The following is a 24253-nucleotide window of genomic DNA, read 5'->3' as shown; positions in this document are numbered from 1 at the left end:
ATGGCCGCACCCCAAGTCACGGTGCTGATGCCCGTCTACAACGGGGGGCGATATTTGGATGAAGCGATTCGCAGCATCCTGACGCAAACGCTCGGCGATCTGGAATTGATCGTCATTAACGACGGATCTACCGATGACTCCGGCGCAATTATCGAGAGACATCAACGAAAGGACAAACGGGTTCGTGGCTACGAACAGCCCAATTGCGGATTGATCAATACGCTGAACCGTGGCCTGTCGCTCGCACGCGGTGAATATGTTGCACGGATGGATCAGGACGACATCAGCCATCCGGAACGACTGTCGATCCAGGTCGCTTTTCTCAATGCGAACCCGCAGGTGGGAATCTGCGGGGCATGGATCGAGACGATCGAGGGACTTGTCCGTCACGCAGTGCGTTTTCCCACCCACCATCCATCGATATGCGGCTGGCTCCTCTTCGAGTCGGTGCTGGCCCATCCGACAGTGGTCATGCGTCGGAGTGTCCTTTCGAAAATGGCACTATCTTATGATTCGGCTTGTCTGCACGCCGAAGACTACGATCTGTGGGTGCGGGCGTCTCGATGCACGGCCTTGGCCAACGTTGGACAGGTCCTCCTGCAGTATCGGATCCATCCCGATCAGATCGTCCGGCGATGCGAGGTGGATAAGCTGACGTCCGCCAGACGTGTCCGTCAGGCGCAGTTGGAACGTCTTGGCGTCATGCCCTCGGACGAGGAGCTGGATCTCCACCAGGCGCTGAGCACCTGGCAATTTAGACCCACACCGGCATTCCTGAAGGCAACTCGAGCATGGTTCATCAAGCTCAAAGCTGCGAACGACAGGGCGCGGCTCTATCAAACGGATGCCCTCTCTCAGGTACTGGGTCAGCGGTGGGCGGCCGTCTGTGCTGCCGCGACCCATCTAGGTTGGCGGACCGCTGGTGAATTTTTGCGATCGCCTCTTCGCGGAGATACGGGCCTCAGTTGGAAGGAGCTCGCTAAACTATTGCTCAAATGCGGAATCCGGCGGAGGCAGCATGCCTGAGCGCATTGCCATCGTCTCCAGTTCCTTTCCACCGGAGAGTTCCGGCGGCGTCTCCCATGCGCAGTACAATCTGGCCCGTGCCTTGGAGGCAAAAGGATTCGATGTGCGGGTCTTCACGTTTGGAGACCGTCCCGGTGCTTCGGGAGCGCCGAACATCGTTCGGAAGGGAGTGCCTCCGCTCGTCTCTCGCTTCTTCGAGCGGCTCATCGGACTTTACTTTCGATGTAAAGATCCCTCGACAATCGCCTATCACTTTGCGGAGGTCGTCATCTTCGCCTGGTCCTCCATCAAGCTCAACCGTATCATCGGGAAGTTTCGCCCGGATGTCCTGATTCTACCCGACCACGGGTGTCCCGGACTTTGTATACGGAAACCTCCGGGGTGCCGAACGATCTTGGTATCGCACCACAACCCGGCAAGATTTCTGGAGAATCCCCTTTGGGGACGTCACTCGCAACTCGATGTGAAACTGACGATAGCTGCAGAAAATAGAGCGCTGCGGAAAATCGATGCCGTGATCTGTCCATCGCATTACATGCACGAAATGTTCAGAAGGACGTACGAATTCTCCGGCCCCGTATCGGTGGTTCCCAACATGATTGATACGGGCATGCTGTCATCCATCACCATGCACGATATTCGGGAAACACTCGGGCTGCGGCCAGAAGCGGTACTCGTCTATATCCCATCCGCAGGAAGTGTCTACAAGGGATCGCAGTACGTCTGCGAGATCATCAGAAGACTGGCGGCCCTGACGTCCGGCGATATTGGATTCTATTTATCCGGTCCGATCAGTCAGGCAATGGCATTCGAACTCAACTCGCGCCCGCACAATGCCAAAGTCCACATGCCGGGACAGATCAGTTATCGCGACAACCTGGCGATCGTCAAGGCATGCTCATTCGGTCTCTCTCCGACCTTGATCGAGAACTTTAGCATGGCCCTACTTGAAGCCCACGCATGTGGAGTTCCCATGGCCGCGTTCGACGTCGGTGGCAATGCAGAGATCATCGTTAATGGTCGCAGCGGCTTGTTGGTCCCATATTTGGACGTCGAGGCATTGGTGCGGGCTGGAGACCGCCTTCTGGACAAGTCCTACCGAACTGCCATGGGGATCGAGGCCATGAGAAACGCCGCGTCGAGATTTTCGAGTCAGGTGGTGATCGAACAAGTGGCGGCCCTCATCGAAAAGGCGGGGCGATGAAGATCCTGATTGTGAACACCGACTACCCCGACTTCCTTGATTGGCTCTATCAGGAGCATGCGGGGCTGGACGAACGGAGCTATGAAGAGCAGATCAGGGTTCGAGCGGGAAGTCTGTATGGTGTAGCCGACTTCTATTCGAGCAATCTTCGCGTCCTTGGGCACGAAGCTCATGACATCTACGCGAACAATGAAACCTTGCAGCTAGCCTGGGCTTTCCGTCACGGTTCTGCAATGAATGAACACGGCCGGCTCAAGCGGACAGCCGAATCGTTCATGAGGATTGCAAAGTCGATGACTGTTGGATCGCCTGTCCGCTATTTGCGTCAATACGTAGGTTCCGGATCGACAAAGATCGGTCGCTCGTGGAATGTGCAGTATGAGTTACTCATGGCACAGGTCAAACACTATAAGCCCGATGTGCTATTGAACCAGGCTGTGGATTCAATCTCCGGCCGCTTTATGAAGGAAGCCAAACCGTATGTCCGGCTCATCGTCGGCCAACACGCGGCTATCCCGTTGCCGACTGAGGAAGACCTCGGCGCCTACGACCTGATGGTGTCATCTTTTCCTGCTACCGTGGAGGATTTCCAGCGACGGGGGCTTTGTGCGCATCTCTGGCGCCTCGCCTTTGAGCCGCGTGTCCTATCGGCGTTGAGCCTTCGCGAGAAGAAGTGGGACATCAGCTTCATCGGAAGTCTTTTCGCCGTCCACAACAGCAGAGTGAATTTATTAAGGCTGCTGTGCGGGCATTTCCCTCAATTAAGAATCTGGTCTCCAACTGTCGGCGGATTACCGAAAGTGTCTCCGATCCGGGCGCACTATATGGGTCAGGCATGGGGACGACAGATGTACGATATTCTCAGTTCCTCCAAATTGACGATCAATCATCATGGGGACGTCGCACCCTATGCCAACAACATGCGGCTGTATGAGGCCACCGGTGTCGGAACCTGTCTGCTCACGGACTGGAAGCCGAACCTCTGCGACATGTTCGCGCCGGGGAGAGAAGTCCTCGCCTATCGACGAGACGAGGAATGCGTGGAACTTGTGCGGCGTTATCTTGGGCAGGATGGGGAGCGTGAGACTGTCGCCCGTGCCGGCCAGGATCGCACGTTGCGCGAACACACGTACTACCATCGAATGCAAGAGTTTGTCGGGATTGTGGAGAAGTATTTGTGAGGCAGTGGTGAGATATTCCGTCAAGACGGTCATCCCTGCCGCCATTCGCAGACCTGCCCGCGAGATGGCGGATCTGGTCATCTCCATGCGCTCCGCCTGGTCTCTGGGAAAGGTGCGGAGACGGGCCGAGGCCGCCCGGGCAGGCGAAGAACTGTCTTGTCTCGAGTTTCGTGTTCGAATCAATGACGGACCGAACTTCTACGTGCTTTATCACGATATCTTTGTCAGAGGTATCTATCGCTTTGATTCTCGTCAGCCGGATCCTCTCATCCTTGATTGCGGCAGCAATGTGGGGATGTCCATTCTGTATTTCAAGCATCTGTATCCGCAGGCGCGCATCATAGGATTTGAACCGGATCCTGCGATTGTGAAGTACCTGGAGGACAATGTGGCCACAAACGACCTGTCCGATGTGCAGATCGTGCAGGCGGCCGTTGGCGGGCGTGAGGGCTCGCTGACATTCTATTCGGATGGCAAGTACGGAAGTTGTCTCGCACATTTGACTACCGGCGGAGCACCGGCCGGATGGTCGGCACATGCCGTACCCTGCGTGAAATTGCGCGACTATCTGCATGAGCCGGTGGATTTCCTCAAAATGAACATCGAAGGGGCTGAATGGGAAGCCTTGGCGGACAGTGGAGATCGCCTCCGAAGCGTGAATGAGATGGCTATCGAATACCATCATCTCCCCGGTCTGCCCCGAACGCTCCATAAGATTCTCGGGCTCCTGGATGAATTGGGATTCGACTCGGTGGTCAGCGATTTCAATTTGGATACGTACAGCGGAGCGCGCCCTCCACTGACATTGAACAGCCAATCCAGTTATTTCCGGCATATCTACGCAAAGCGAAGGAACTGATCGTATGGAAGGCAGCTCGGTGGTCGTGCAGGACAACCCGGACCAGGCCTGTCATCAACAGAAAAGCAATAAGGCCTTTGGCTCGGACAGGGTCGCACAATCCGTCTGGTACCGCTCGTACGATCTTCGATATGAAGCTGATCTCATCAGCCGTTGCTTTCTCTCTGGGTCCAGAGTGCTGGATCTGGGTTGTGGATACGGTCGGACGACCGTGTCACTCAAACGGTTAGGGTATGAGGTGATCGGAACCGATGTCGTGGAGCGAATGATCGAAGAAGCCAGGTCGGCGCACCCTGATATGGATTATCGAATCATGGATGCCTGTGCGATCGCGTTTCCGGATTCATCATTCGATCACGTCTTGTTTTCCTTCAACGGCATTGATTGCATTTTGCCTGAGTCACGGCGGTTGACAGCAATGAGAGAGATCTTCCGGGTATTAAAGCCGGGAGGCACAGCGCTGTTGTCCTCTCACAATTGGCTCCCATATTTGTTGATACCGTCCCATTTGAAAAACGGAAAGTGGTTGTCCTGGTTTCGTCAGGGCGTGCTGTCACGGCGGTGGTACAGCGCGGGCGTGGAAGATCTCCCGTTTGACTGTTACATCAGTACTCCGTGGCGAACACTTCGGCAGCTGCGAGAGGTCGGATTCGAGCAAGTTCGTATTGCCTCGGGGCAACGTCCTCTGCCTCGGTTCCTGCAACGAGCGACTCTGCTGACTCTGTGCGTCGACCTGTGGCCGCACTTCATCGCAAAGAAACATGGCTCTGGGATAACCGAGGCAGCGCACAGATGATCGCCCATGACTGTGAAGTGATTCAGGAAGATAAATCGCTGCGGGCGGACTTCGAATGGGCGCAGTTCGGACACGCGGCTCTTGTGGATACCGTCATAGACGGCCTTCCTCATCGAGCCCGGTTGGCCTTGGAGCGTGCGGCAGAGGGATGGCTCGGGTCATTGGGCTTTTGCACGCAGTATGCGGTTCCTCCTGCCACTCGTGTGTACGTTCGTCTTGATGAAGAGGCGAATGTGACGGCGGCGTGCTTCTATACCCGACAGAGTGGGCGATGGTGGTTCAAGACACTTCACCTATTCGGTCCCTGTCGATTTACGGAGGACGAGCTGCAGCAGATAATGCGGGAGAAATGCGCCGCGTTGGCGATCATCACATGTATGGGGTCAGAGGATCTCGAACGGTGGCCCACGTCATGGTATCGATGCTCCCGTCGTGCCGTTAACGAGGACATCATCGTCGATCTGCCCGGGACGGAAGACGAATACCTGGCGTCCCTGGGCCACAACGCTCGGACACAATTACCGTATTACCTCAGGCGCGTCGAGAAGGAATGGGGCTCAGGATTTACAGTGCTCACAGTCACGGGCAGCGATATCTCGCGGCAGATGTTTGCCGACCTGGTGGATTTAAATCGAATCAGAATTGAGCATAAAGGCGTCACGCACTTATGGAACGAGGGGCTGATTGAACGGCGTTGGAAGCTGGCGAGAGAATGTGGCCTCTTTGTGGGGTTGTACCGTCACGACCATCTCGTGGCCGGCACGATTTCATATCTTCATCGCGACCAAGCCTATTTCATCCTCATTGGTCATCACGAAGAGTATAACAGGCTGCGCCTCGGAAAGCTCGCGCTCTGGCTGACGATCCGGCACCTCATCCGGAGCGGCGTCGTACGCTATCATCTGCTTTGGGGAGCTTCTCCCTACAAATTGTCCTTGGGCGGGCGGCCTCATGTCTTGTCGGAATTGACAGTATTTCGACATTCCTTGGTCGCTGCAGTATGGTATCTGGACCAGTGGATCTGCACATTCGTGGTGTGTGCAAAGCGCCTCGTGAAAGCATCCCGTGCGATGACACGCAGGATGATGGGAACGCTCAGAGGGTCTCCCGAGACGTTGCGAACGTCATGAGCCTGGGAGCAATTCGACAAATAGCGCTTCGCTTCAGGAATCGCTTCCGATCGAAAGCGCTCATCCTTCTCTATCACCGGACAAGTGAAGTGGAAACCGATCCACAGCTGTTGTCGGTCACTCCAAAACATTTCTCCGATCATCTCGCGCACCTGGTGAAACGATACTCCGTCATGAGTCTGGATGAGCTCGTCTGCGCTCGCCTTGCGAGACGAGATATCCCGGACCGAACCATTGCTGTGACCTTCGACGATGGGTACGCCGACAACCTTACAGAGGCCATGCCGCTACTGGAGCGATTCAATGTGCCGGCGACGGTTTTCGTTGCGGGTCTGGCATTCGATGACCAGCCATTTTGGTGGGATGAGCTCGAAAGCATCTTTTTACGTCCGTCCACACTGCCTTCAGCATTCAATCTCCGGGTAGGGTCCGTCGACTGTCGGCGCGAGTTGAATAGTGCCGCTCAGTATCGTGAGGCGGAGTTTGCCCGCTATCGGAACTGGGATGTCCTGAACCCGGATGCGCCGACCCCCCGTCATGCCCTGTATAGGGATCTCTGCGTGATGCTGAAACAGGCATCGCCCTCGCAGCGGAGCGCCGCGATGCGAACAATCCGAGAATGGAGCGGCAGGTCGAACACTCGGTATCGTGGACACCGGAGACTGACTGCGCGTGAGATCAAAGACTTGGCATCGGGATATGTTGTCCGCGTGGGTGCGCACACCGTGTCGCATGCCGCGCTGGCTACCCTTTCGTTGCAGGAACAACGGAAAGAGATCTTCGACAGCCGCGACGACCTGGAAAAGATTTTGGGAGAGGCTCCCAAGAGTTTTGCCTACCCATTCGGGTGCAAGACGGATTATTCGAGCGATACCGTCAGCCTTGTCCGCTCAGCCGGGTTCGAATTGGCCTGCTCGAATTATCCTGGGATTGTGACGGCCGGTGTGGACAAATACCAGCTGCCGCGAATGATCGTCAGAAACTGGTCGCAGGATATCTTTGCAACAAAGGTCAACAGTTGGTTCGAGGAAGGGGTTTGAATGTGTCCGGCTTCAGACGCACGACGAGCGATTATCTGAGGAGTGTCTGTCACTCAATCGGATTCGGCCTTCATCGGGTCGGCCCCGGAAGGGATCAGGTCTGTGAGCGGACGCGGTTGTCACGGCTATTGGCGCAAGCAGAGAGTGCATTGTCCCCTGGCACTGTCATCGATGTGGGAGCGGCCTGCGGAGACTTCGTCGAGACATGCTCGCGGGTCTTTCCTGCAGCGAGCTATGTGATGGTCGAACCGCTCGTTGAATACCGAAGGCTCCTTCAAGAGATCGAACGGCGACATCCTCGTAGCCGATACATTTGCGCAGCAGCCACATCGCATGCCGGTGACATTGTGATCAATGTGCACCCGGATCTCGTCGGATCTTCGGTGCTACGGGAGACCGAACAAGGCACCGGAGTCAATGGAGTGCCTAGAACCGTTCCCGCCGTAACGATCGACGGATTGGTCCAACAGACTCGTGCCAGGGGGCCGTTTCTTCTCAAGATAGACGTCCAGGGAGCGGAACTCGATGTACTGGAGGGGGCGGCACGGACTTTGGAGGAAACTGAATATATTTTATGCGAGGTGTCGTTGTTCAAATTCTTCGAGTCCGGCCCAGAAGTGCTGGATGTCACGACATATATGAAACGTCGGGGATTCGTCATGTATGACCTGGGGGGAATGCAGTACCGACCTCTCGACAATGCTCTTTCTCAGATCGACATCGCATTCGTGAAGGAAACAGGACCATTGCGCCAGCGGCATGAGTATGCGACTCCTGAGCAGCGCGCGGATCAGGATCGCCGAATACGGGCGAGTCTTTCCGGACGTGTGCTTCCACGATGACTATGTGGTCGGAATATCCCTCCTTGTCCATCGTGACTCCGTCCTTCAACCAGGGACAATTTCTCGAAGACGCCATTCAATCTGTTCTCGTACAGCAGTATCCCAATCTAGAATACGTCGTCATGGACGGCGGATCTTCCGACGGAAGCGTTGACACAATCAGAAAGTACGAAAGCCGTCTCACGTATTGGCACACCGGACGAGACGATGGTCAGTACGATGCCATCAACAAGGGATTCGTCCGCACGAGCGGCGATATCATGGGCTGGTTGAACAGTGACGATAAGTATACGCCTTGGACGTTTTCCGTCGTCGCGGATATCTTCAGATCTTTTCCACAAGTCGAATGGATCACCACGGTCCATCCACAGAGATGGAACGAAAGAGGCCAGAGTGTGCATGTGGACTTCACCGGAGGCTTCAGCAGCCGAGCGTTCCTAAAAGGAAGCAACTTTCCGGTCAGTGGATCGTATGGAAAGCGGTGGATCCAGCAGGAATCCACGTTTTGGAGGCGGTCATTATGGGAACGGGCTGGTGGACGTCTCGACCCATGTTTCAAGGCTGCAGGGGATTTTGACCTCTGGGCGCGCTTTTTTGAACATGCGGAACTCTATGGTGTGGACGCGGTGCTGGGAGGATTCCGGGTTCACGGCGACCAACGGTCCGTTCGCCTGAAGGAACAGTATATGGCGGAAGCTGAGAGGGTCCTTTGCCGATATGGACAGTGGCCTTGTCAATGGTGGGAAGGTGCAATGCGGAGTTTCCTCTGGAAACTCTTGCGCACGCACTCGATGGTTCGCCTGCCTGAATGGAGCCGTCAGCTATTTCACAAAACGGGATTATTTTATCCCGCCAAAGTTGCTGTATGGACAGGAAAAGATTGGGAAATCATTACCGCCTTTGCGCTCTGAGAGGTATCCTAGGACCATGCGAATATTGCAGGTCAATACAGCCGATGAGGCTGGGGGAGCCGAGGCCGTGGTCTGGCAGCTTATGCAAGGGTATCGGCGTGCGGGACACGCCTCCTGGATGGCGGTCGGCCGGAAGATTTCTCAAGATTCCCACGTAGTTCCATTGTTCCACGATCAGTATCGAAGTGCCTGGAGCCGTTTCTGCTTGTCCTTGTCCGGAGGGATCGAGCGTCTTACGGTAAGCGGTGGAGGCGGTCGCCGGCTTCATCGTTCCATCGGATTGGGCTTGGGCCAACCGTTCCGGATGTGGGAGTACTGGCGCGGAAAAGAGGATTTCGATTTTCCCGGCACAGATGACGCGTTGAACGTCGTACCAGGCGGTCCTGATCTCATCCATTGCCATAACCTGCACGGCGCATGGTTGCGGAGCGGAGGGTATTTCGATCTGTCCGTGTTATCGGACTGGTCGAAGAGACGTCCTGTCGTGTTGACTCTGCACGATGCCTGGATGTTGAGCGGGCATTGCGCCCACTCGTTTGAGTGTGATCGCTGGCAAACCGGATGCGGTGATTGCCCGGACCTGCGCATCTATCCGGCTGTCCGACATGATGCGACCGCCTTCAATTGGACACGAAAGCGGGCGATCTACGCGAAGAGCCGCGTGTATGTGGCCACGCCGTCCCGCTGGCTGATGCAGAAGGTTCAGGATTCTATCCTTTCTCCCGCTGTGATCGATTCCAAGGTCATTCCGAACGGCGTCGACCGATCGATTTTTTGTCCTTCTGTCGACAAAGCCGCCGTTCGTGACGACCTGGGAATACCTCGGCGGATCCAGGTGCTCCTATTCGTCGCACACGGCATCAGAAACAACATGTGGAAAGACTATGGGATGCTCCGAAACGTGATGGAGCGGGTGGCTGCGCAGACGAAAGGACGGGAACTGTGGTTTCTTGCTCTGGGAGAAGAAGCAGAAGCGGAACGGATTGGAAACGTCACGATACGATTCGTCCCTTACATACGGGACAAACGGAAACTCGCACAGTACTATCAGGCCGCTGATGCGTATGTGCACGCAGCGAAGGCCGACACGTTTCCCCATTCCGTGCTTGAGGCCCTCGCCTGCGGGCTGCCAGTGATTGCGACGGCTGTCGGCGGCATTCCGGAGCAAGTGGAATATGGCGAGACGGGCTTTCTGGTGCCCCGGGGCGACGCCGAAGGCATGGCCGCGCATATTCTACGTCTACTGGCGGACGACGATCTCCGCACGCATTGCATAGATCGGGCGGTGGAGACGGCCTCGCGACGGTTTGACGTGTCCCTGCAGATTTCGTCCTACCTGGATTGGTTCGAGTCGATCATTCGCGCCTGGAAACCTGAAGGTGACGGCCATAGACCCCCGGTTCCTCGTGGAGAGCCATCTGGCGAGGCCGACTTTGCGACGGCCCGCGCGGCAGAGGTGGCTGGTCGACGCTAATGCCATACAAGATTGTTCTGCTCATCGTCGGTTGCGGGATCGGAGGAACGGAGTCGCATGTTTTGGAGCTGGCCTCTCGATTGGACCAGCGCAGGTACGACGTGGTGGTGTGTTCGTTAAAACCTCTTGGACCTGTCGGAAGGGAACTGCATGCGCGAGGCATTCGTGTGATGTCATTGAACGGCCTGGGGAAATATGATCCCAGGGTCCTCTGGCGTCTGTGGGCCATGATCCGCCAAGAGCGTCCCGACCTTGTGCAATCGTTTCTGTTTTGGGCCAACGTCTCCGCTCGCGTGCTGTGCAGGCTGACCCGTCGTCAACCGGTCGTCTCGTCGTATCACGACGAGATCGTTTCCGAGCATTGGCTGCATCGTCTTGTGGACCGGATGACCCTGGCTTGGAGCGCAAAGATTGTCTGCTGTTCACACGCCGTGCAACGTTCGGTGATGTCTAAGATCGGTGGACGAGGCGGCCAGTTCGAGGTCATCCCTTTCGGAGTCGAGGCGACACAGTTCCTCTCGAAAGGGGAAGTGTCCAGAGGCGAGTTGGGAGTGACGAACGGCGCACCCGTGATTGGCACCGTGTGCCGGTTGGTCGAACCGAAAAAAGGGTTGAGCATCCTGCTACGGGCGGTCGCAGCGTTGGGGCACCACCCGGTTGCTCATTCTTTCCAGGTCGTCCTGATTGGAGAGGGACCTGCCGAAGAGGGACTCCGCAGCTTGAGCCGTCAGCTGAACATCGCATCGCGGGTCATATTTACCGGTCCACGCCGGGACATTCCGCAGCTGTTGCCGCTGTTGGACATTTTCGTCTTACCCTCCTTGTATGAAGGATTCGGTATTGCACTGCTGGAAGCCATGGCGGCCGGAAGACCCGTCATCGCGACGGCGGTGGGAGGCATCCCGGAATTCATTACGAATGGGAAGACCGGTCTTCTCGTTGAGCCAGGCAATGTGGCAATGCTTGCGGACGCGATCCACTCTCTTCTCGAAGATCCAGAGCGTGCAGCGCGGATGGCATGTTCCGGACAAAGGGATGTTCGTGAACGATACGGCATCGAGTCTGTGGTCCGGCAGCACGAAGAGGTGTATGCGTCATGTCTGGCCGGGGCATCACAACCACCAACCGAAGCGCGGTGCAGGAGAAAGTGTAAGCACACATGCATCTCTATCTCCTGACGTTCGTACTGGCTGTCTTGTTGTCTACCTATGGTGTGCCGATCGCCAGGAGGGCGGCACTGAAATATGGAATCGTGGATGCTCCGGACGGACGGTTGAAACATCAGCGCGATCCGGTTCCCTATTTCGGCGGGCTTGCCATCTATCTGGCCTTCCTCATGAGTCTCGCCTTCACCTTCGAGTTTCGCCATGACGTCCTTGGAATCATTCTGGGCGGCACCATTGTGGTAATGCTCGGCCTTATCGACGACTTCGGAGTGCTGACTCCCGGCACCAAATTGATCGGCCAGCTGCTTGCCGTATTCGTTCTGATCAAGAGCGGAATCAAGATCGAAATCGCCGCGTTTCCTGAATGGCTCGATCTCGCCCTCACCGTATTCTGGATGGTCGGACTGATCAACGCCTTCAACCTTCTGGATATCATGGATGGTCTGTCCGCGGGCATCGGCGCGTTGAGCGCGGGGTGTTTGCTGGTCGTGGCGATCCAGCAGGGAGATCAAACCATCGCGTTCATGCTCGCCGCGCTGATTGGAAGCCTGCTGGGATTTCTCCGGTATAACTGGCAACCGGCGAAAATCTACATGGGCGATACGGGCGCGATGTTCATTGGGCTTCTGCTTGGCGCGATGACCATGATCGAGAAATATCCCGGCGAACATCCGCTTGCGCTTCTAACACCGGTCTTCATCCTGGGAGTTCCGATCTTCGACACTCTGTTCGTCATGTATATCCGGCACCAGCGCGGGCTCCCGATTTTTTGGGGAAGCCCTGACCATATCGCCATTCGGTTGAGGCATTGGGGCCTGTCCGTGCCTCAAGTCGTGTTGCTCAGTTACGGTGCAACGACTGCGCTCGGAGCCATCGGGCTGATCATGCTCCACGTCAGCGAAGCGATGGCCTGGGGGCTGTGCATTGGGACCGTGGCACTCCTGCTGGTCGCGGCCATGCTTCTGAAGAGCGTGGACGTTCGAAGGCCCTCGTCCCAAGTCCTGCTCGCAACGGGCGAAGAGGAGACAAAGGCTGCATGATCATCATTGTCGGAGCCGGGTTAGCCGGCCTCAGCACTGCCTATCATCTTTCGGGAATGCCGTATCGGCTCTATGAGCGCGAATCCGAAGTCGGCGGGTTGTGCCGGTCTTATCAGACGAACGGGTTTACCTTCGACTATACGGGGCACCTCCTGCATTTCCGCCAGGCCGAGATCAAAGCGTTGGTCGAACGATTGCTCGCCGGCAAGCTTCAGCGGCATGCGAGGCAATCGTTCATCTATTCACATCGCACGCTGACGGAATATCCCTTTCAGGTCAATACACACGGGCTCCCTCCCGAAGTGGTGCGGGAATGTCTGATGGGATTCATTGCGACCTTGACCCAAGCAGCCTCTCATGCCCCACCCAAAGACCGATCATTCAAGGAATGGATCCTCGACAATCTCGGTGATGGAATGGCCAAACATTTCATGATGCCGTTCAACGAGAAGCTGTGGCGTGTCTCGCTGGACGAGCTGACCTCCGACTGGGTGTCCTGGCTGGTTCCGAAGCCGGAACTAAAGGATGTCGTCAACGGGGCGTTGGGTATTAAGGACAGGGCATTCGGTTACAACCCATCGTTCCTCTATCCAGCTGAGCAGGGTATCAAAGTGTTGCCGGAATCCTTCCTGCCGGGGATCGATTGGCTGAAGAACGGAGTGGAGTTGCTGGAGGTGGATACGAGGCGCCGCCGGGCCCTCTTTCGCGACCGGGAACAGGGCACGACGAGATCTGAACACTATGAGTCTTTGGTTTCGACGATTCCTGTGCCGGAACTCGTGCGACGCTGCACGGATTTTCCTGAGCACTTGAAGCAGGCCGCAGAAAAACTCCGTTGGGTATCCGTCTATAACGTCAACCTCGCCGTGTCGCGGACGGGCATATCAGACAAACATTGGATCTACTTTCCGGAGTCGGCGTATCCCTTCTATCGCGTCGGATTCCCCATGAATTTTTCTCCTTCCCTCGGGAGAGAAGGATGCAGTTCGGTGTATGTCGAGATCTCGCATCGTCCCGATGAGCGGCGATCTGTAGAGCAGCTCGTCGACGAAGCCCGATCGGGCATGGAGCACGCCGGCATCCTGAGGCCGGACGACGAACTGATTGTCGCCGACGTCAAGGACTTGCAGTATGCCTATGTCTATTTTGACCGCCATCGGGCAAAGGCTATCCCGGCCATTCTGGCGGAATTGGAACGACGAGGGGTCCATTCGATAGGCCGATACGGCAAGTGGGAACACACCTCCATGGAGGATGCGATCGGCCAGGGCAAACAACTCGCCGAGCATTTGCGCGCCCAACTCGTGCAACCGGCTTCAGCCTGAGGACTCATAAGTGTGGATACGGTCTGCCATGTCATCACACAATTGGAACTCGGCGGCGCGCAAGAAGTCGCTTTGCACACGGTCTCACATCTCGACCCTACGTGGTTCACACCAATATTGGTGACTGGACCCGGAGGTCTTCTGACGGAAGAAGCCCGTCAGATCAGCCGGGTGCAGGTCGCCATGATTCCGGCGCTGGCCCGAGCGATCAATCCGGTCCGCGATGCGGCTGCACTGATCGCCCTCGTCAGATTCTTTCGCCACTGTCGTCCCACCATCGTCCATACGCATAGCTCCAAGGCGGGTATCCTCGGCCGCTGGGCGGCTTGGATAGCCGGAGTACCTGTGATTGTCCATACTGTGCACGGCTACGGAGTCACGCCCGCTCAGTCTCGGTGGCTTCAATGGGCCTTGGTCCGGCTCGAGCGATTCACCGGGTGGATCACGACCCATTGGATCGCAGTCTCCGAATCCGATGTGAGAAAGGGAAGGGAATGGAAACTGTTTGGGGAAAACATCTCTCTCATCAGGCCGGGGATTGATCCGCAACCGTTTCGTCAAGATGTCGGTCGAGGGGCGCGAGAACGCATTCGCCGGGAGTGGGGCATGCAGCCGAACGAATGGTTGGTGGGATCTGTCGCCTGCCTGAAGCCACAAAAAGCGCCGGAGGACTTTGTGACGGTGGCTCGCGCAGTCTGCGCCGCGATGCCGACGACGCGGTTCGTGCTGATCGGGGACGGCGAACTGCGGTCGGCCGTCGAATCGCGTATCCGTGAAGCGGGGCTTGAGAACCGTATTCATCTGGCAGGCTGGCGGCGCGATATTCCTGACGTGATGCGAGCGATGGATGTGTTCTTGTTGACGTCGCATTGGGAAGGTCTGCCTCGCGTAATTTTAGAAGCACGGGCATCGGGACTTCCAATTGTCGCGAGCGATGTCGGGGGGACAGTAGACGCCCTGAAGGGATATCAGCAGGCAAGAGTCGCGAGGGTGGGTGATGTGGACGGTTTGTCGAAGGAGCTGATCAATACGGTGGATCAACTGATTAGCTCACTGCCGGACCGTCCGCAACCAGGCGAGTTCCCGCGCGAGTTTCACATCGACGAAATGGTCCGATCCTGCGAAATGCTGTACGGGGAGTTGATCCAAAAGTGGCAGATACATGCGCATCGACGACCTGACAAGACACTAAGGTCAGAACTCAATTCACGTCACTAATTCGCCGTTAACCACCTTCCTTGCAATGCGCACAAGGATGGGATTGCTGGCGCGCATCTGCCGAGCACCGCATGTCGCGACGCCAGTTTGATTGTCATTGTATTCGTTGTCGGAAGAGTGGCATCCCATCCGGTTCCAGGAGAGGGAAATACGGGTATGAGACGATGTCTAAAGTTTGAGGTGCGGCGGCCATATGGTTCTGAATGATATGATGGGCGAGTCACTGTCGTACGAAAGGGGCGGCATGGCGGAAACTCTTGACGATGGAGGAATCAAGACCGGATATGACCTGTGGGCCTCGTCGTATGATGATGAGGATCCGTCGACCTGGCTCGATGAACCGTTTTTGATGGAGCAGTTGAAACCGTTTCCAGGCTGCCGAATTCTCGATCTCGGATGCGGCACAGGTAGGTATCTTCGACAGCTCAACTCGCATAGGTATCGCATTGCGGCCATCGATCTGTCTCGATGCATGATGGCTCGGGCACAGCAGGACGTGTGCCACCGGGAGGATATTTGGTGGGTCCAATCGTCTGTGACGGATCTCCCGTTTCAGCCCAACAGCTTCGACCGTGTGATGTCCGGACTCGTGCTCGATCATGTGGCCTCCCCAAGTCAGTTCTTCGATCAGGTGGCCTCCGCACTGAGACGAGACGGCAGGGCCGTGGTGAGCGGAGTACATCCAGATATGCAGCGTCTGACCGGCGCAGATATCGAAGTGGACACTCGCCTTGGGGCGGCTCGCATTCACGGGCACATTCACGAGGTTAAAAGTCTCGTTGAGGCGGCGGAAGGAGCGGGCTTGCGAGTCGAGGGTATTAGAGAGCCGCCGATCTCGCCCGCTATGGTGCAGAGGAAGCCGTCTTGGGAATGGAAGCTCGGCTGTCCTGCTCTGGTGCTCATGGCTCTCACGCGTTAACAATCGCTCGCGCACTGGGGCCTCGTGAAGCAATCGCCTGAAGAACTCGTGGATAGATGACAAATGGCTATTCGGCCTGACCTTCGCCGAACGCGCCTCGCAAGTTCGGAATAGCGAAGGGGAATGTGTCGCCTAGCTCCCTTTCGCCTTCCAACGTATAATAGGCGACCTCACAACACGATCGTCGCACTGAAGGAGGAGCATGTGAAGCTTGGACTCTCGTGGGCGATCGCTCTCCTGCTCGTAGGTTCCTTTCCCAGTGACGTATTTGCCAAAGAACTCTCACCGAGAGAAATTTATGAGCAGGACTCGCCGGCTGTGGTCATGGTCATGGGCTATCCGGACGGAGGGCGAAGGGGGAGCGCCGGGACCGGAACGATCATCCGCGCCGACGGCTACGTGCTGACGAATGCGCATGTTGTGATCGACGAGCAGACAACGAAGCCTTTCCCGCGGCTGTCCGTATTTCTCAAGCCAGCACGGGTGACCGGTGACCACAACACGGATCTCTCTCGCATGGTACGCGCACGTGTCGTCTCCTTCTCCCAGCCGCTCGATCTGGCGCTGCTCAAACTCGACGGCGTCATGCAACCGCTGCCCGTTGTGCAATTGAGCGAATCAGAACAATCGCGGATCGGCGATCGTGTGGTGGCCATTGGTCATCCGGAGCAGGGCGGGCTATGGACATTGACCACCGGAGTGATCAGCGCGGAGGTCGATAATTTCAATGGAGTCAAAGGCAAGAACGTTTTCCAAACCGAGACGGGGCTCAATCGAGGGAACAGTGGCGGACCGCTGCTAGACAGCGAAGGGCACATGGTCGGAGTGAATACCGCGATCGCCCGTATCGCGCCGGACGGACTTCCAATCGCGAGCATCAGCTTTTCACTCAAATCCAGCGTGGCGGCCAGCTGGATGCAGCAACAGGGGGTCGATTCCCCGTCGGTCAAAGTTGGGCCAGCTTCCCCGGCTCACACACACGCTTCGGGTGAGCCGCCAATCTCCACGCGAGCTATACCACGGCCGCCGACCGGCCCCACAGCGAAACCGGATCAGTCTCCAAATGGTCAAGGCGACATTCTTCAGAAGCAAGACGTCAAAGAACTCGGTCCACCTCGTCCGTACAATCTGGACCGATTGATCAACGACCGCGCGAAAGCGGAAGCGGACCTGGAGGAGATGATGTATGAGATGCGCGGGCGAATGAAGGACCGGTAGTCATGCGATTGGTTCACATCTCCTGATGATCCATCAGTATGGCATTCCAATGGTTCGCCTGCACGGGTTTCTTACCCTGATGAGTTTCTGCTTCGTCTGGTCAGCAGTTTGCTGCTTTGCCGAAACCGACCTTGATCGGTTCGAGCTCATCGGACCGGTCAAGAGCGTGATGACCACACATCAGCAATTGCGGACTACGCATTACTTCGATCGGAATGGCCGGCTCACCGCCATGGAGCTGCAGTCGGGGAGGGAAGGAGCAACAGCGCGCTATGCATTCTCGCATGATGATGCGGGACGTTTGATCGAGGAGCGTACGACCCACTCGGATGGAACTCCCGGGTATCGAAAGCTCTACCGGTATGCCTATGACGATCGAGGGCGTCAGACAGCGTGGGTGGCGACAACGGAAGCCGGAGAATTCGCACAGGCGGAATTCAGAGTCTATGATGATCGTGGAGCGATGACCGAGGAACTGGAGGTGTCCGGCTCGGGGGCAGGAGAGCGGAGTCTCTACGACTCGCAGGGGCACGTCGTGTATGCAGCGCGCTATTACCAGAATCGCTTGGTACTCGAGGCCACGCATCGCCATAACACGAGAGGACGACTGGAGGAAAGCCGTTTTTATAGTCCCGAGGGCACGCTGATCCGCAAAGATCTGTACCAATACGATCCATCAGGAACGCGCGTCAAACAACACAGCGAGTTCTTCAAGCAATCGTATCTCAAAAAGTCCGTGGTGCGGTTTGAATTGGATCGCGAGGGGAATTGGATTACGGAGACAGTCCGCCGGTGGGTGAACAAAAACGGATCGATCGATCTGAGTGAAACCGTCGTGAGCCGGGAGCGGACGATCGCCTATTACTGAGACAATTCTTATTTGGAACGAATTGCTGGGAGCCGCCCTCGATCATAGTCATCATCATGAAATGTCTTGGACAGTCTGCGCCCTTATCAGAGGTCTGAGCAGCCACGTGCCCGGCTCCTATACCTCACCTCTCCGTTGCAGATTTTCACTTTTCACAGCGCGAATTCGGATACGTCACGCTATGGTCATAGGAGACCGGGTTACGCTCGGGGACATGTCATGATCAGGTGAAATGATAGGAAGAGGCCAAAGCATACTCGCGCTCAATGTCCTGCTGGTGATCATCGGCACATCGGCAGGAGCCGTTGTTTCCGAAATGATCGCCCGAACATTTCTCAGTCCTCCTGCGGGGTATTCCCTCTATAGTCGTGAAAAAGACGTTGCCCATGCCTCTCTGGCGGGGATGGTTTCAGATCCACGGCTACTCGTTCGCCTTTCATCGGGGGCCCCTGGTCACGACGAAAGAGGATTTCGTAACCGCCAGGGTGCGAACGCCGCTGATGTAGTGGCCATAGGGGATTCACAAACCTGGGGAGTGAACGTTCCACAGGATGAAACCTGGCCTGCCGGATTGGAGCAGCTTACCGGTCTTACGGTGTACTCGATGTCGCTTGGAGGATGGGGACCGCTGCAATACGAGCGGTTAGCCGAGGACGCACTCGAACTGAATCCGAGAGCGATTCTGGTCGGGTTCTATCTCGGAAACGACATTTTCGATAGCTGCAATCACGTGTACGGATCAGGCTCGTACCCCGAATATCGTCGGACCGATCGTGACTATGCCGTATCATTGTCAGATCTGCACGCACGGCTTGAAACGGCCAACGGCAGGGAGAGGGTGGACCGCGCCCACGAATGGCAAGCCGGCCTTGGAAATCAGGCGAGATTGTGGCAGGGACTGGCACGCCACTCGCTGGTCATCCAGATTCTCATGACTCGCGGTCTTCTGCCATCCATCCCCTCCGTCGATGCGCTGTATAAGACGGCCGATATGGCTTGGGCCGAGATGCATCCGGAAGTTGCCGCCGTGTATTATGGAGGCGGCCACAGCACGGTTCTGACATTTGCCTATCGTGGCGTCGCTTTGGATCTTCGCAATGCCTGTGTCCAAGACGGATTGAGGATTACAAAAGATGTCATGAGTGAGTTGGCTGCGCTGCGACGTACGGGCACGGACGTGGGCATGCTGCTCATCCCGACCAAGGAAAACGTCTATGCCGCGGCGAATCCGTCTCTACGGACAAGACTGAACAAAGGTTTTGCCGAGCTCTTTGAAATGGAGCAGTCCGTCAAGGCAGATTTATCGGACCACTGCACGGTATTGAAACTCGTGTGCATCGATGTCTCTCCAAGAATGACTGAAGCGATACGGCAGGAAAAGGTTCTATATAGAGAAGATTCCGACGGTCACCCGATCGCCGAGGGTTATCGGGTCATCGCGCTTGCCGCTCGCGAAGCGCTGGAGGACATGAGACTGGAGTTCAGAAACCTCTCAGAAGAAGGGCGCTAAAGAAACGCGCTCGCGCAGCTTCCTCCCTCTACACAGAAACCAATCAACTCGTGACCGCTCCCTCTGAAGCCGACGAGACGTGCCGGGAATACTTGGCCATCACCCCCGATGTATATCGCGGGACCGGCTGCTTGACACGTTTCAAGCGGGCCTTGATCTCTTTCTGGGACAGTTCGACGTTGAGTTGGCGTCGCGGAATGTCGAATACGATGATATCGCCGTTTTTGACCGCGGCGATGGGGCCCCTTCGGACGGCTTCGGGAGCCACATGGCCAGCCATCAGGCCGCGTGTCGCCCCTGAAAATCTTCCGTCGGTCAACAGAGCGACGGAATCGCCGAGTCCCGCACCGACGATGGCCGCAGTCACCCCCAGCATCTCGCGCATACCAGGTCCCCCTGAAGGCCCTTCGTAACGGATCACCACGACGTCTCCGGCTTTGATTTGTCCGGATTGGACGGCCACGAATGCATCCTCCTCGCGGTCGTAGACTTTCGCCGGACCGCGAAAATTCAGCATCGAGTGCCCGGCAACCTTGACGACACTGCCTTCCGGCGCCAGGTTTCCTTTGAGAATGACCAGGCCGCCGGTCTTCTTGATGGGATTGGCCAACGGCCTCAGAACTTGCTGCCCGGCAGTTTCTTGCGCCCCTGCTGTTTCCTCGCCAATTGTCCGTCCCGTCACCGTAGGCTGGTCGCCGTGCAGGAGACCGGCATCGAGCAGTCGTTTGGCAACGAGTCTCGTGCCTCCCGCGGCGTAAAGATCGGCTGCGGCGAAACGACCGCCCGGCTTCAAATCGGCCAGCAGCGGGACCTTGCGGTTGATCTTGTCGAAATCGTCGATGCCGAGCCTGATGCCTGACTCGCGTGCGATGGCGATCAGATGCAGGACTGCGTTGGTGGAACCGCCCGTCGTGGCGACGGCAGCGATGGCATTCTCGAGCGACTTACGAGTGATAATGCGCCGCGGTCGCAAGTCCTGCTTCAGCAGTTCCATGACCATCTTGCCGCATTCGAACGCCACGTCGTCCTTCTGCTGGTCCATGGCGGGGACGCCATTCCGACCCATCGGGGAAATGCCGAGGAACTCGAAGGCGATCGCCATCGTATTGGCCGTGAACTGACCGCCGCATGCGCCAGGACCGGGACAGGCGTGATCTTCCAGATCCTTCAGCTCTTCGCTCGTCATGTTGCCGGAGGCATGTTTGCCGACCGCTTCGAAGACATCCTGAATCGTCACGTCGTGCCCTTGGAATTGGCCGGGCATGATCGAGCCGCCATAGAGCATGAGTGACGGTATGTTCAGCCTGGCCAATGCCATGACTGTACCAGGAATGGTCTTGTCGCAGCCGGACAATGCCACGACACCGTCGAACAGATGGCCGCGCGCCACGAGCTCGATCGAGTCGGCAATGACCTCCCGGCTGATTAATGAGGCCTTCATTCCTTCCGTGCCCATGGAAATTCCATCTGACACTGCGATGGTGTTGTATTCAATCGGGGTTCCCCCCGCCGCCCGGATGCCAGCCTTCACCCGCTCGGACAGGCGACGAAGGTGAAAATTGCAGGGCATCACTTCGATCCAGGTGTTGGCCACGCCGATGATTGGGCGGCTCAGGTCTTCGTCCGTGAATCCCACGGCTTTCAACATCGCGCGCGCCGGGGCCCGTCCGGGCCCCACCAACAGATCGTGGCTCTTCAGCTTCAACTCCTTCGGCATGTGACTCCTACTTCCCTTTCTTCCCGCCCTTTTTCGTTTCGACATCGATCACGGCGCCGGTCGCCGCGTCGATGTGCACTTCGCTCATCTTGCCGTCTGCGCCAAGAATTTCGACTTCCCAAACTGTCTTGCCATGTTTCTTTTCGATCTCGGCCTCGACGACGGTGCCTGGAACCTTTTCCAACCCTGTCTTGATCGCTTGGTCGATGGTCACCGTCGCGTCTTTGATCATCTCGGCCACTTTCGCATCCTTGCTTTTGCTCCAGGCGGATACAGCGGACGTTACGACCAGGGCGAGTGTCACGATGAGGGTGATTCCATATCGCATCATGATGCCTCCCTTCCAGTCAAAACCCTGACCAACATTAGGCGTTGGCTCTTACTTGACCGCTTCGGTTCCTTTATGTGGATTGCCACCCATCGCTCCGCCGTGCGGATTGGCCGAGCTGCCGCCGTGAGGATTGCCGTATCCCTTGTTCCCTTCCTTATGCTGTTGCATCACCTTATCGTGTTCAGCTTGCTGCTTGGTCTTCTGTTCCGGCGTTAAAAGCGCCATCACGTCGCGGCGCGTCTTGATGGACGTCATGCGTAATGAGACTTGCAAATCCTCGCTCTGTTTCAGTTTGCTTTCGATGGCGCCCAAATCGGATTTCTCGTCGTCAGTCAGGGACCTCAACTCACGCTCTGCCACCTGGATGTCGGCTTCATTCTTGATTCGGGTCTTGTCGAGGTTGAGTTGGATGTCCTTTAATTTCGTCACCTGATCAGGCGTCAGGCCGATGTCCTTTTCATGCTTGAGCAGATGGCGGATCAGGTGGCCGGTGCTGCTGTGCATCATGCCCATGCCGTGGCCTCCCATGGATCCATGCTGGCCGCCTCCGTGACCCCTGCCGTAACCGGGCTCATTGGCCCATGCGCCGGAGATGCCGAGCATCAGCACAAACGCCGAGGCCACTCCCGTCGCGACCACACTATGATTCTTCGCCGTCATGTTGTCCTCCTTCGGTTATAAATCGGGTGACTCAAAAATCTTCTAAGATTATCGCACAAACAAACCGCCTTCGCCTTTCAGTCCGTTAAAGAGGAACTGAATGGCCAAGGCGGCGAGGAGCAGTCCCATCAGGCGCGTGATGATCTTTTCCGCCAGAGGGCTGATCCATCTGGCGCCGGATGCGCCCAGCGCCAGGATGATGTAGCTTGCCAGAGCCACCAGTCCAACGCAAGCGAGCAGGACGCCGCGATAGGCCCAGGATGCGGCTTGCGCCTCGAGCAGGATGACGGTGGAAATCGCGGCGGGGCCGGCGAGCATCGGAACGGCCAGCGGCGTCACGGCAATATCGTCTTTGACGGCCCCTTCGGCGGTTTCAGCCGGCGTTTCTTGGACTGCGGAGCGCTGTGCTCTCAGCATATCGAGCGACACGAGCAGGAGAACGAGCGCGCCGGCCACTTGCAGGGCTGCGAGCGAAATTCCCAGCAGTGAGAAGAGATACTGCCCGACCAGTGCGAAGCCGGCCAGAATGCTCATGGCGACCAGACAGGCCACGCGTGCCGTGCGAATCCGTTGAGTAGTCGACTCTCTCGCTGTCATGGCCAGGAAGGCCGGCACTGTGGCGATGGGATCAACGATGACGAACAGTGAACTGAAGGCGAGCACGCCGTATTCGGTGAGCGTCATGGCTACCGAAGACGAGCCTGCGTCAGCAAGTCAGCGCGAGGATCCGGATGTTTCAAGCGCCCGAGGCGCTCATAGAGCGATTGGGCGTCTTCGGTGACAGAGGGTGGCATGACGATCTGCAGTGTGAGGAATAAATCACCGTTGCCGGTGGCCGAGGGCAGCCCCTTCCCTTTGAGGCGCAGTTTGCCTTCTGCACGGCTTCCCGGTGGAACCTTGACCTTGACCGGCTCGGTCAAGGTCGGCGCCATGACGTCCGCACCGAGCGCGGCTTCCCATGGGTATACGGGCAGAGCCACGTGGATGTCGCTTCCCTGGCGGCGGAAGATCGGGTCCGATTCGATCGTGATATGCAAGTAGAGGTCGCCTCGCTTGCCGCCGTTCATGCCTGGTTGACCCTTCCCTGCGACGCGGACCCGCGTGCCTTCCTGGACTCCAGCCGGAATTTTGACTTCGATCGTTTTCAATTCAGTGGTAAATCCGGTTCCCTGGCAGGTTGGACAAGCATGTCCCCGGAAGACTCCGCTTCCTTGGCAAATCGTGCAGGTCTGAGGCTCCCGCATGTTGATCCGCTTGGTCACGCCGGTTAGGATTTCCTTGAGCGTCAATTGTGCTTCCGTTTCAAGGTCCTCGCCGGTGACGGCAAACCCCCGTGTCCCACCGCGGCTTCTTCCTCCGAACAGATTTTCGAACATGTCCGAAAAGGATTCCCCGCCGAACGAGCCGCTGGTCTCCTGGCCGCCGAATCCCCGGGTTCCCGCCTGTTGACGGGCCTTTTCGAAAGCTTCCGCCTGTTCCCATTGGGCTCCGTACTGGTCGTACTTCTTCCGCTTGTCGGGATCGGACAACACTTCATGCGCCTCGTTCAGTTCTTTGAACTTCTTTTCCATCTCCGCTTTCTTAGAGCCGCTGTGAAGGTCAGGATGGACCTGGCGTGCAAGGCGCCGATAGGCCTTCTTGATTTCGTCTGCCGATGCGGTGCGGGAGACGCCGAGAACCTGGTAGTAGTCGCGAGGAGCCGTGGCCATAGACGCAAGATAACCCGTGTACAGGAACAATCAACTGCCGGGAGGCCAGCTTACGAAGACGGCACCGGAGTTTGCAAGTGAGAACGGCGGGTGGAAGCCAGTCGGTCGA

Annotated in this window: 23 protein-coding genes; 18 read left to right on the top strand and 5 right to left on the bottom strand. The window is 57.1% G+C overall.

Going from position 1 to position 24253, the window contains the following annotated elements:
• From W02_RS07825 to W02_RS07740, 18 genes are all read left to right on the top strand, one after another.
• Nucleotides 1-1026 carry a glycosyltransferase gene (locus W02_RS07825; protein WP_173046453.1) on the top strand — a complete coding sequence of 342 codons (1026 nt, stop codon included), beginning with the start codon at nt 1-3 and terminating at the stop codon, nt 1024-1026.
• A complete protein-coding gene (locus W02_RS07820; protein WP_173046451.1) occupies nt 1019-2230 on the top strand; it encodes a glycosyltransferase family 4 protein in 1212 nt (403 codons plus the stop codon). The genes W02_RS07825 and W02_RS07820 overlap by 8 nt, the downstream gene beginning before the upstream one ends.
• Nucleotides 2227-3411, top strand: a complete 1185-nt coding sequence (locus W02_RS07815; protein WP_173046449.1) for a glycosyltransferase — start codon at nt 2227-2229, stop codon at nt 3409-3411. Before W02_RS07820 ends, W02_RS07815 begins: the two co-directional genes overlap by 4 nt.
• Nucleotides 3412-3418: 7 nt before the next feature.
• Entirely contained in the window at nt 3419-4270 is an 852-nt protein-coding gene (locus tag W02_RS07810; protein ID WP_173046447.1) for an FkbM family methyltransferase, read from the top strand.
• A 4-nt stretch (nt 4271-4274) separates the two neighbouring features.
• Nucleotides 4275-5066, top strand: a complete 792-nt coding sequence (locus W02_RS07805; protein ID WP_173046445.1) for a class I SAM-dependent methyltransferase — start codon at nt 4275-4277, stop codon at nt 5064-5066.
• The gene (locus tag W02_RS07800) at nt 5063-6196 is read left to right on the top strand and encodes a GNAT family N-acetyltransferase (RefSeq protein WP_173046443.1); all 1134 of its coding nucleotides are present in this window, start codon (nt 5063-5065) and stop codon (nt 6194-6196) included. The genes W02_RS07805 and W02_RS07800 overlap by 4 nt, the downstream gene beginning before the upstream one ends.
• Nucleotides 6193-7236: a polysaccharide deacetylase family protein gene (locus tag W02_RS07795; protein ID WP_173046441.1), complete on the top strand. Its 1044-nt coding sequence runs from the start codon at nt 6193-6195 to the stop codon at nt 7234-7236. Before W02_RS07800 ends, W02_RS07795 begins: the two co-directional genes overlap by 4 nt.
• A gap of 2 nt (nt 7237-7238) precedes the next feature.
• Entirely contained in the window at nt 7239-8078 is an 840-nt protein-coding gene (locus W02_RS07790) for an FkbM family methyltransferase (protein WP_173046439.1), read from the top strand.
• Nucleotides 8075-8989 (top strand): glycosyltransferase family 2 protein, encoded by a 915-nt coding sequence (locus W02_RS07785; protein WP_173046437.1) that lies wholly within the window; start codon nt 8075-8077, stop codon nt 8987-8989. Before W02_RS07790 ends, W02_RS07785 begins: the two co-directional genes overlap by 4 nt.
• A gap of 16 nt (nt 8990-9005) precedes the next feature.
• Nucleotides 9006-10463 carry a glycosyltransferase gene (locus W02_RS07780; RefSeq protein ID WP_173046435.1) on the top strand — a complete coding sequence of 486 codons (1458 nt, stop codon included), beginning with the start codon at nt 9006-9008 and terminating at the stop codon, nt 10461-10463.
• On the top strand, nt 10463-11641 hold the full coding sequence (locus W02_RS07775) for a glycosyltransferase (protein ID WP_173046433.1): 1179 nt from the start codon (nt 10463-10465) through the stop codon (nt 11639-11641). The genes W02_RS07780 and W02_RS07775 overlap by 1 nt, the downstream gene beginning before the upstream one ends.
• Nucleotides 11623-12669, top strand: coding sequence for a glycosyltransferase family 4 protein (locus tag W02_RS07770; protein WP_173046431.1), 1047 nt, complete (start codon nt 11623-11625; stop codon nt 12667-12669). Before W02_RS07775 ends, W02_RS07770 begins: the two co-directional genes overlap by 19 nt.
• Nucleotides 12666-13994, top strand: coding sequence for an NAD(P)/FAD-dependent oxidoreductase (locus tag W02_RS07765; RefSeq protein WP_173046429.1), 1329 nt, complete (start codon nt 12666-12668; stop codon nt 13992-13994). The genes W02_RS07770 and W02_RS07765 overlap by 4 nt, the downstream gene beginning before the upstream one ends.
• Nucleotides 13995-14006: 12 nt before the next feature.
• Nucleotides 14007-15212 carry a glycosyltransferase gene (locus W02_RS07760; RefSeq protein WP_173046427.1) on the top strand — a complete coding sequence of 402 codons (1206 nt, stop codon included), beginning with the start codon at nt 14007-14009 and terminating at the stop codon, nt 15210-15212.
• A gap of 244 nt (nt 15213-15456) precedes the next feature.
• On the top strand, nt 15457-16131 hold the full coding sequence (locus W02_RS07755; protein ID WP_173046425.1) for a class I SAM-dependent methyltransferase: 675 nt from the start codon (nt 15457-15459) through the stop codon (nt 16129-16131).
• 204 nt (nt 16132-16335) lie between these two features.
• A complete protein-coding gene (locus W02_RS07750; RefSeq protein ID WP_173046423.1) occupies nt 16336-17349 on the top strand; it encodes a S1C family serine protease in 1014 nt (337 codons plus the stop codon).
• 25 nt (nt 17350-17374) lie between these two features.
• Entirely contained in the window at nt 17375-18217 is an 843-nt protein-coding gene (locus W02_RS07745) for a hypothetical protein (RefSeq protein ID WP_173046421.1), read from the top strand.
• Nucleotides 18218-18449: 232 nt separating this feature from the next.
• Nucleotides 18450-19727: an SGNH/GDSL hydrolase family protein gene (locus tag W02_RS07740; protein WP_173046419.1), complete on the top strand. Its 1278-nt coding sequence runs from the start codon at nt 18450-18452 to the stop codon at nt 19725-19727.
• A gap of 43 nt (nt 19728-19770) precedes the next feature.
• Here the strand turns inward: W02_RS07740 and ilvD are convergent, their stop codons facing one another.
• Genes ilvD through W02_RS07715 form a run of 5 tightly spaced genes read right to left on the bottom strand, consistent with a single transcriptional unit; the run spans nt 19771 to nt 24144 of the window.
• Nucleotides 19771-21444 (bottom strand): dihydroxy-acid dehydratase, encoded by a 1674-nt coding sequence (gene ilvD, locus W02_RS07735; protein WP_173046417.1) that lies wholly within the window; start codon nt 21442-21444, stop codon nt 19771-19773.
• Nucleotides 21445-21451: 7 nt separating this feature from the next.
• A complete protein-coding gene (locus tag W02_RS07730) occupies nt 21452-21775 on the bottom strand; it encodes a PepSY domain-containing protein (RefSeq protein ID WP_173046415.1) in 324 nt (107 codons plus the stop codon).
• A 48-nt stretch (nt 21776-21823) separates the two neighbouring features.
• On the bottom strand, nt 21824-22435 hold the full coding sequence (locus W02_RS07725; RefSeq protein WP_173046413.1) for a Spy/CpxP family protein refolding chaperone: 612 nt from the start codon (nt 22433-22435) through the stop codon (nt 21824-21826).
• A gap of 48 nt (nt 22436-22483) precedes the next feature.
• Entirely contained in the window at nt 22484-23119 is a 636-nt protein-coding gene (locus tag W02_RS07720; RefSeq protein ID WP_173046411.1) for a MarC family protein, read from the bottom strand.
• A gap of 2 nt (nt 23120-23121) precedes the next feature.
• Nucleotides 23122-24144, bottom strand: a complete 1023-nt coding sequence (locus tag W02_RS07715; protein WP_173046409.1) for a DnaJ C-terminal domain-containing protein — start codon at nt 24142-24144, stop codon at nt 23122-23124.
• Between the last annotated feature and the right edge of the window lie 109 nt (nt 24145-24253).

This window comes from Nitrospira sp. KM1 (genome assembly GCF_011405515.1).
Classification (GTDB): Bacteria; Nitrospirota; Nitrospiria; order Nitrospirales; family Nitrospiraceae; genus Nitrospira_C.
Note: the sequence above shows the minus strand (reverse complement) of the source record. Positions and strands in the feature narration are given on the sequence as shown.

Coding starts and splice junctions, on each gene's coding strand:
- W02_RS07715 (WP_173046409.1), bottom strand. CDS start 24,144: ATGGCCACGGCTCCTCGCGACTACTACCAGGTTCTCGGCGTCTCCCGC.
- W02_RS07725 (WP_173046413.1), bottom strand. CDS start 22,435: ATGACGGCGAAGAATCATAGTGTGGTCGCGACGGGAGTGGCCTCGGCG.
- ilvD (WP_173046417.1), bottom strand. CDS start 21,444: ATGCCGAAGGAGTTGAAGCTGAAGAGCCACGATCTGTTGGTGGGGCCC.
- W02_RS07740 (WP_173046419.1), top strand. CDS start 18,450: ATGATAGGAAGAGGCCAAAGCATACTCGCGCTCAATGTCCTGCTGGTG.
- W02_RS07805 (WP_173046445.1), top strand. CDS start 4,275: ATGGAAGGCAGCTCGGTGGTCGTGCAGGACAACCCGGACCAGGCCTGT.
- W02_RS07780 (WP_173046435.1), top strand. CDS start 9,006: ATGCGAATATTGCAGGTCAATACAGCCGATGAGGCTGGGGGAGCCGAG.
- W02_RS07745 (WP_173046421.1), top strand. CDS start 17,375: ATGATCCATCAGTATGGCATTCCAATGGTTCGCCTGCACGGGTTTCTT.
- W02_RS07795 (WP_173046441.1), top strand. CDS start 6,193: ATGAGCCTGGGAGCAATTCGACAAATAGCGCTTCGCTTCAGGAATCGC.
- W02_RS07825 (WP_173046453.1), top strand. CDS start 1: ATGGCCGCACCCCAAGTCACGGTGCTGATGCCCGTCTACAACGGGGGG.
- W02_RS07800 (WP_173046443.1), top strand. CDS start 5,063: ATGATCGCCCATGACTGTGAAGTGATTCAGGAAGATAAATCGCTGCGG.
- W02_RS07775 (WP_173046433.1), top strand. CDS start 10,463: ATGCCATACAAGATTGTTCTGCTCATCGTCGGTTGCGGGATCGGAGGA.
- W02_RS07765 (WP_173046429.1), top strand. CDS start 12,666: ATGATCATCATTGTCGGAGCCGGGTTAGCCGGCCTCAGCACTGCCTAT.
- W02_RS07785 (WP_173046437.1), top strand. CDS start 8,075: ATGACTATGTGGTCGGAATATCCCTCCTTGTCCATCGTGACTCCGTCC.
- W02_RS07770 (WP_173046431.1), top strand. CDS start 11,623: ATGCATCTCTATCTCCTGACGTTCGTACTGGCTGTCTTGTTGTCTACC.
- W02_RS07820 (WP_173046451.1), top strand. CDS start 1,019: ATGCCTGAGCGCATTGCCATCGTCTCCAGTTCCTTTCCACCGGAGAGT.
- W02_RS07755 (WP_173046425.1), top strand. CDS start 15,457: ATGGCGGAAACTCTTGACGATGGAGGAATCAAGACCGGATATGACCTG.
- W02_RS07730 (WP_173046415.1), bottom strand. CDS start 21,775: ATGATGCGATATGGAATCACCCTCATCGTGACACTCGCCCTGGTCGTA.
- W02_RS07815 (WP_173046449.1), top strand. CDS start 2,227: ATGAAGATCCTGATTGTGAACACCGACTACCCCGACTTCCTTGATTGG.
- W02_RS07720 (WP_173046411.1), bottom strand. CDS start 23,119: ATGACGCTCACCGAATACGGCGTGCTCGCCTTCAGTTCACTGTTCGTC.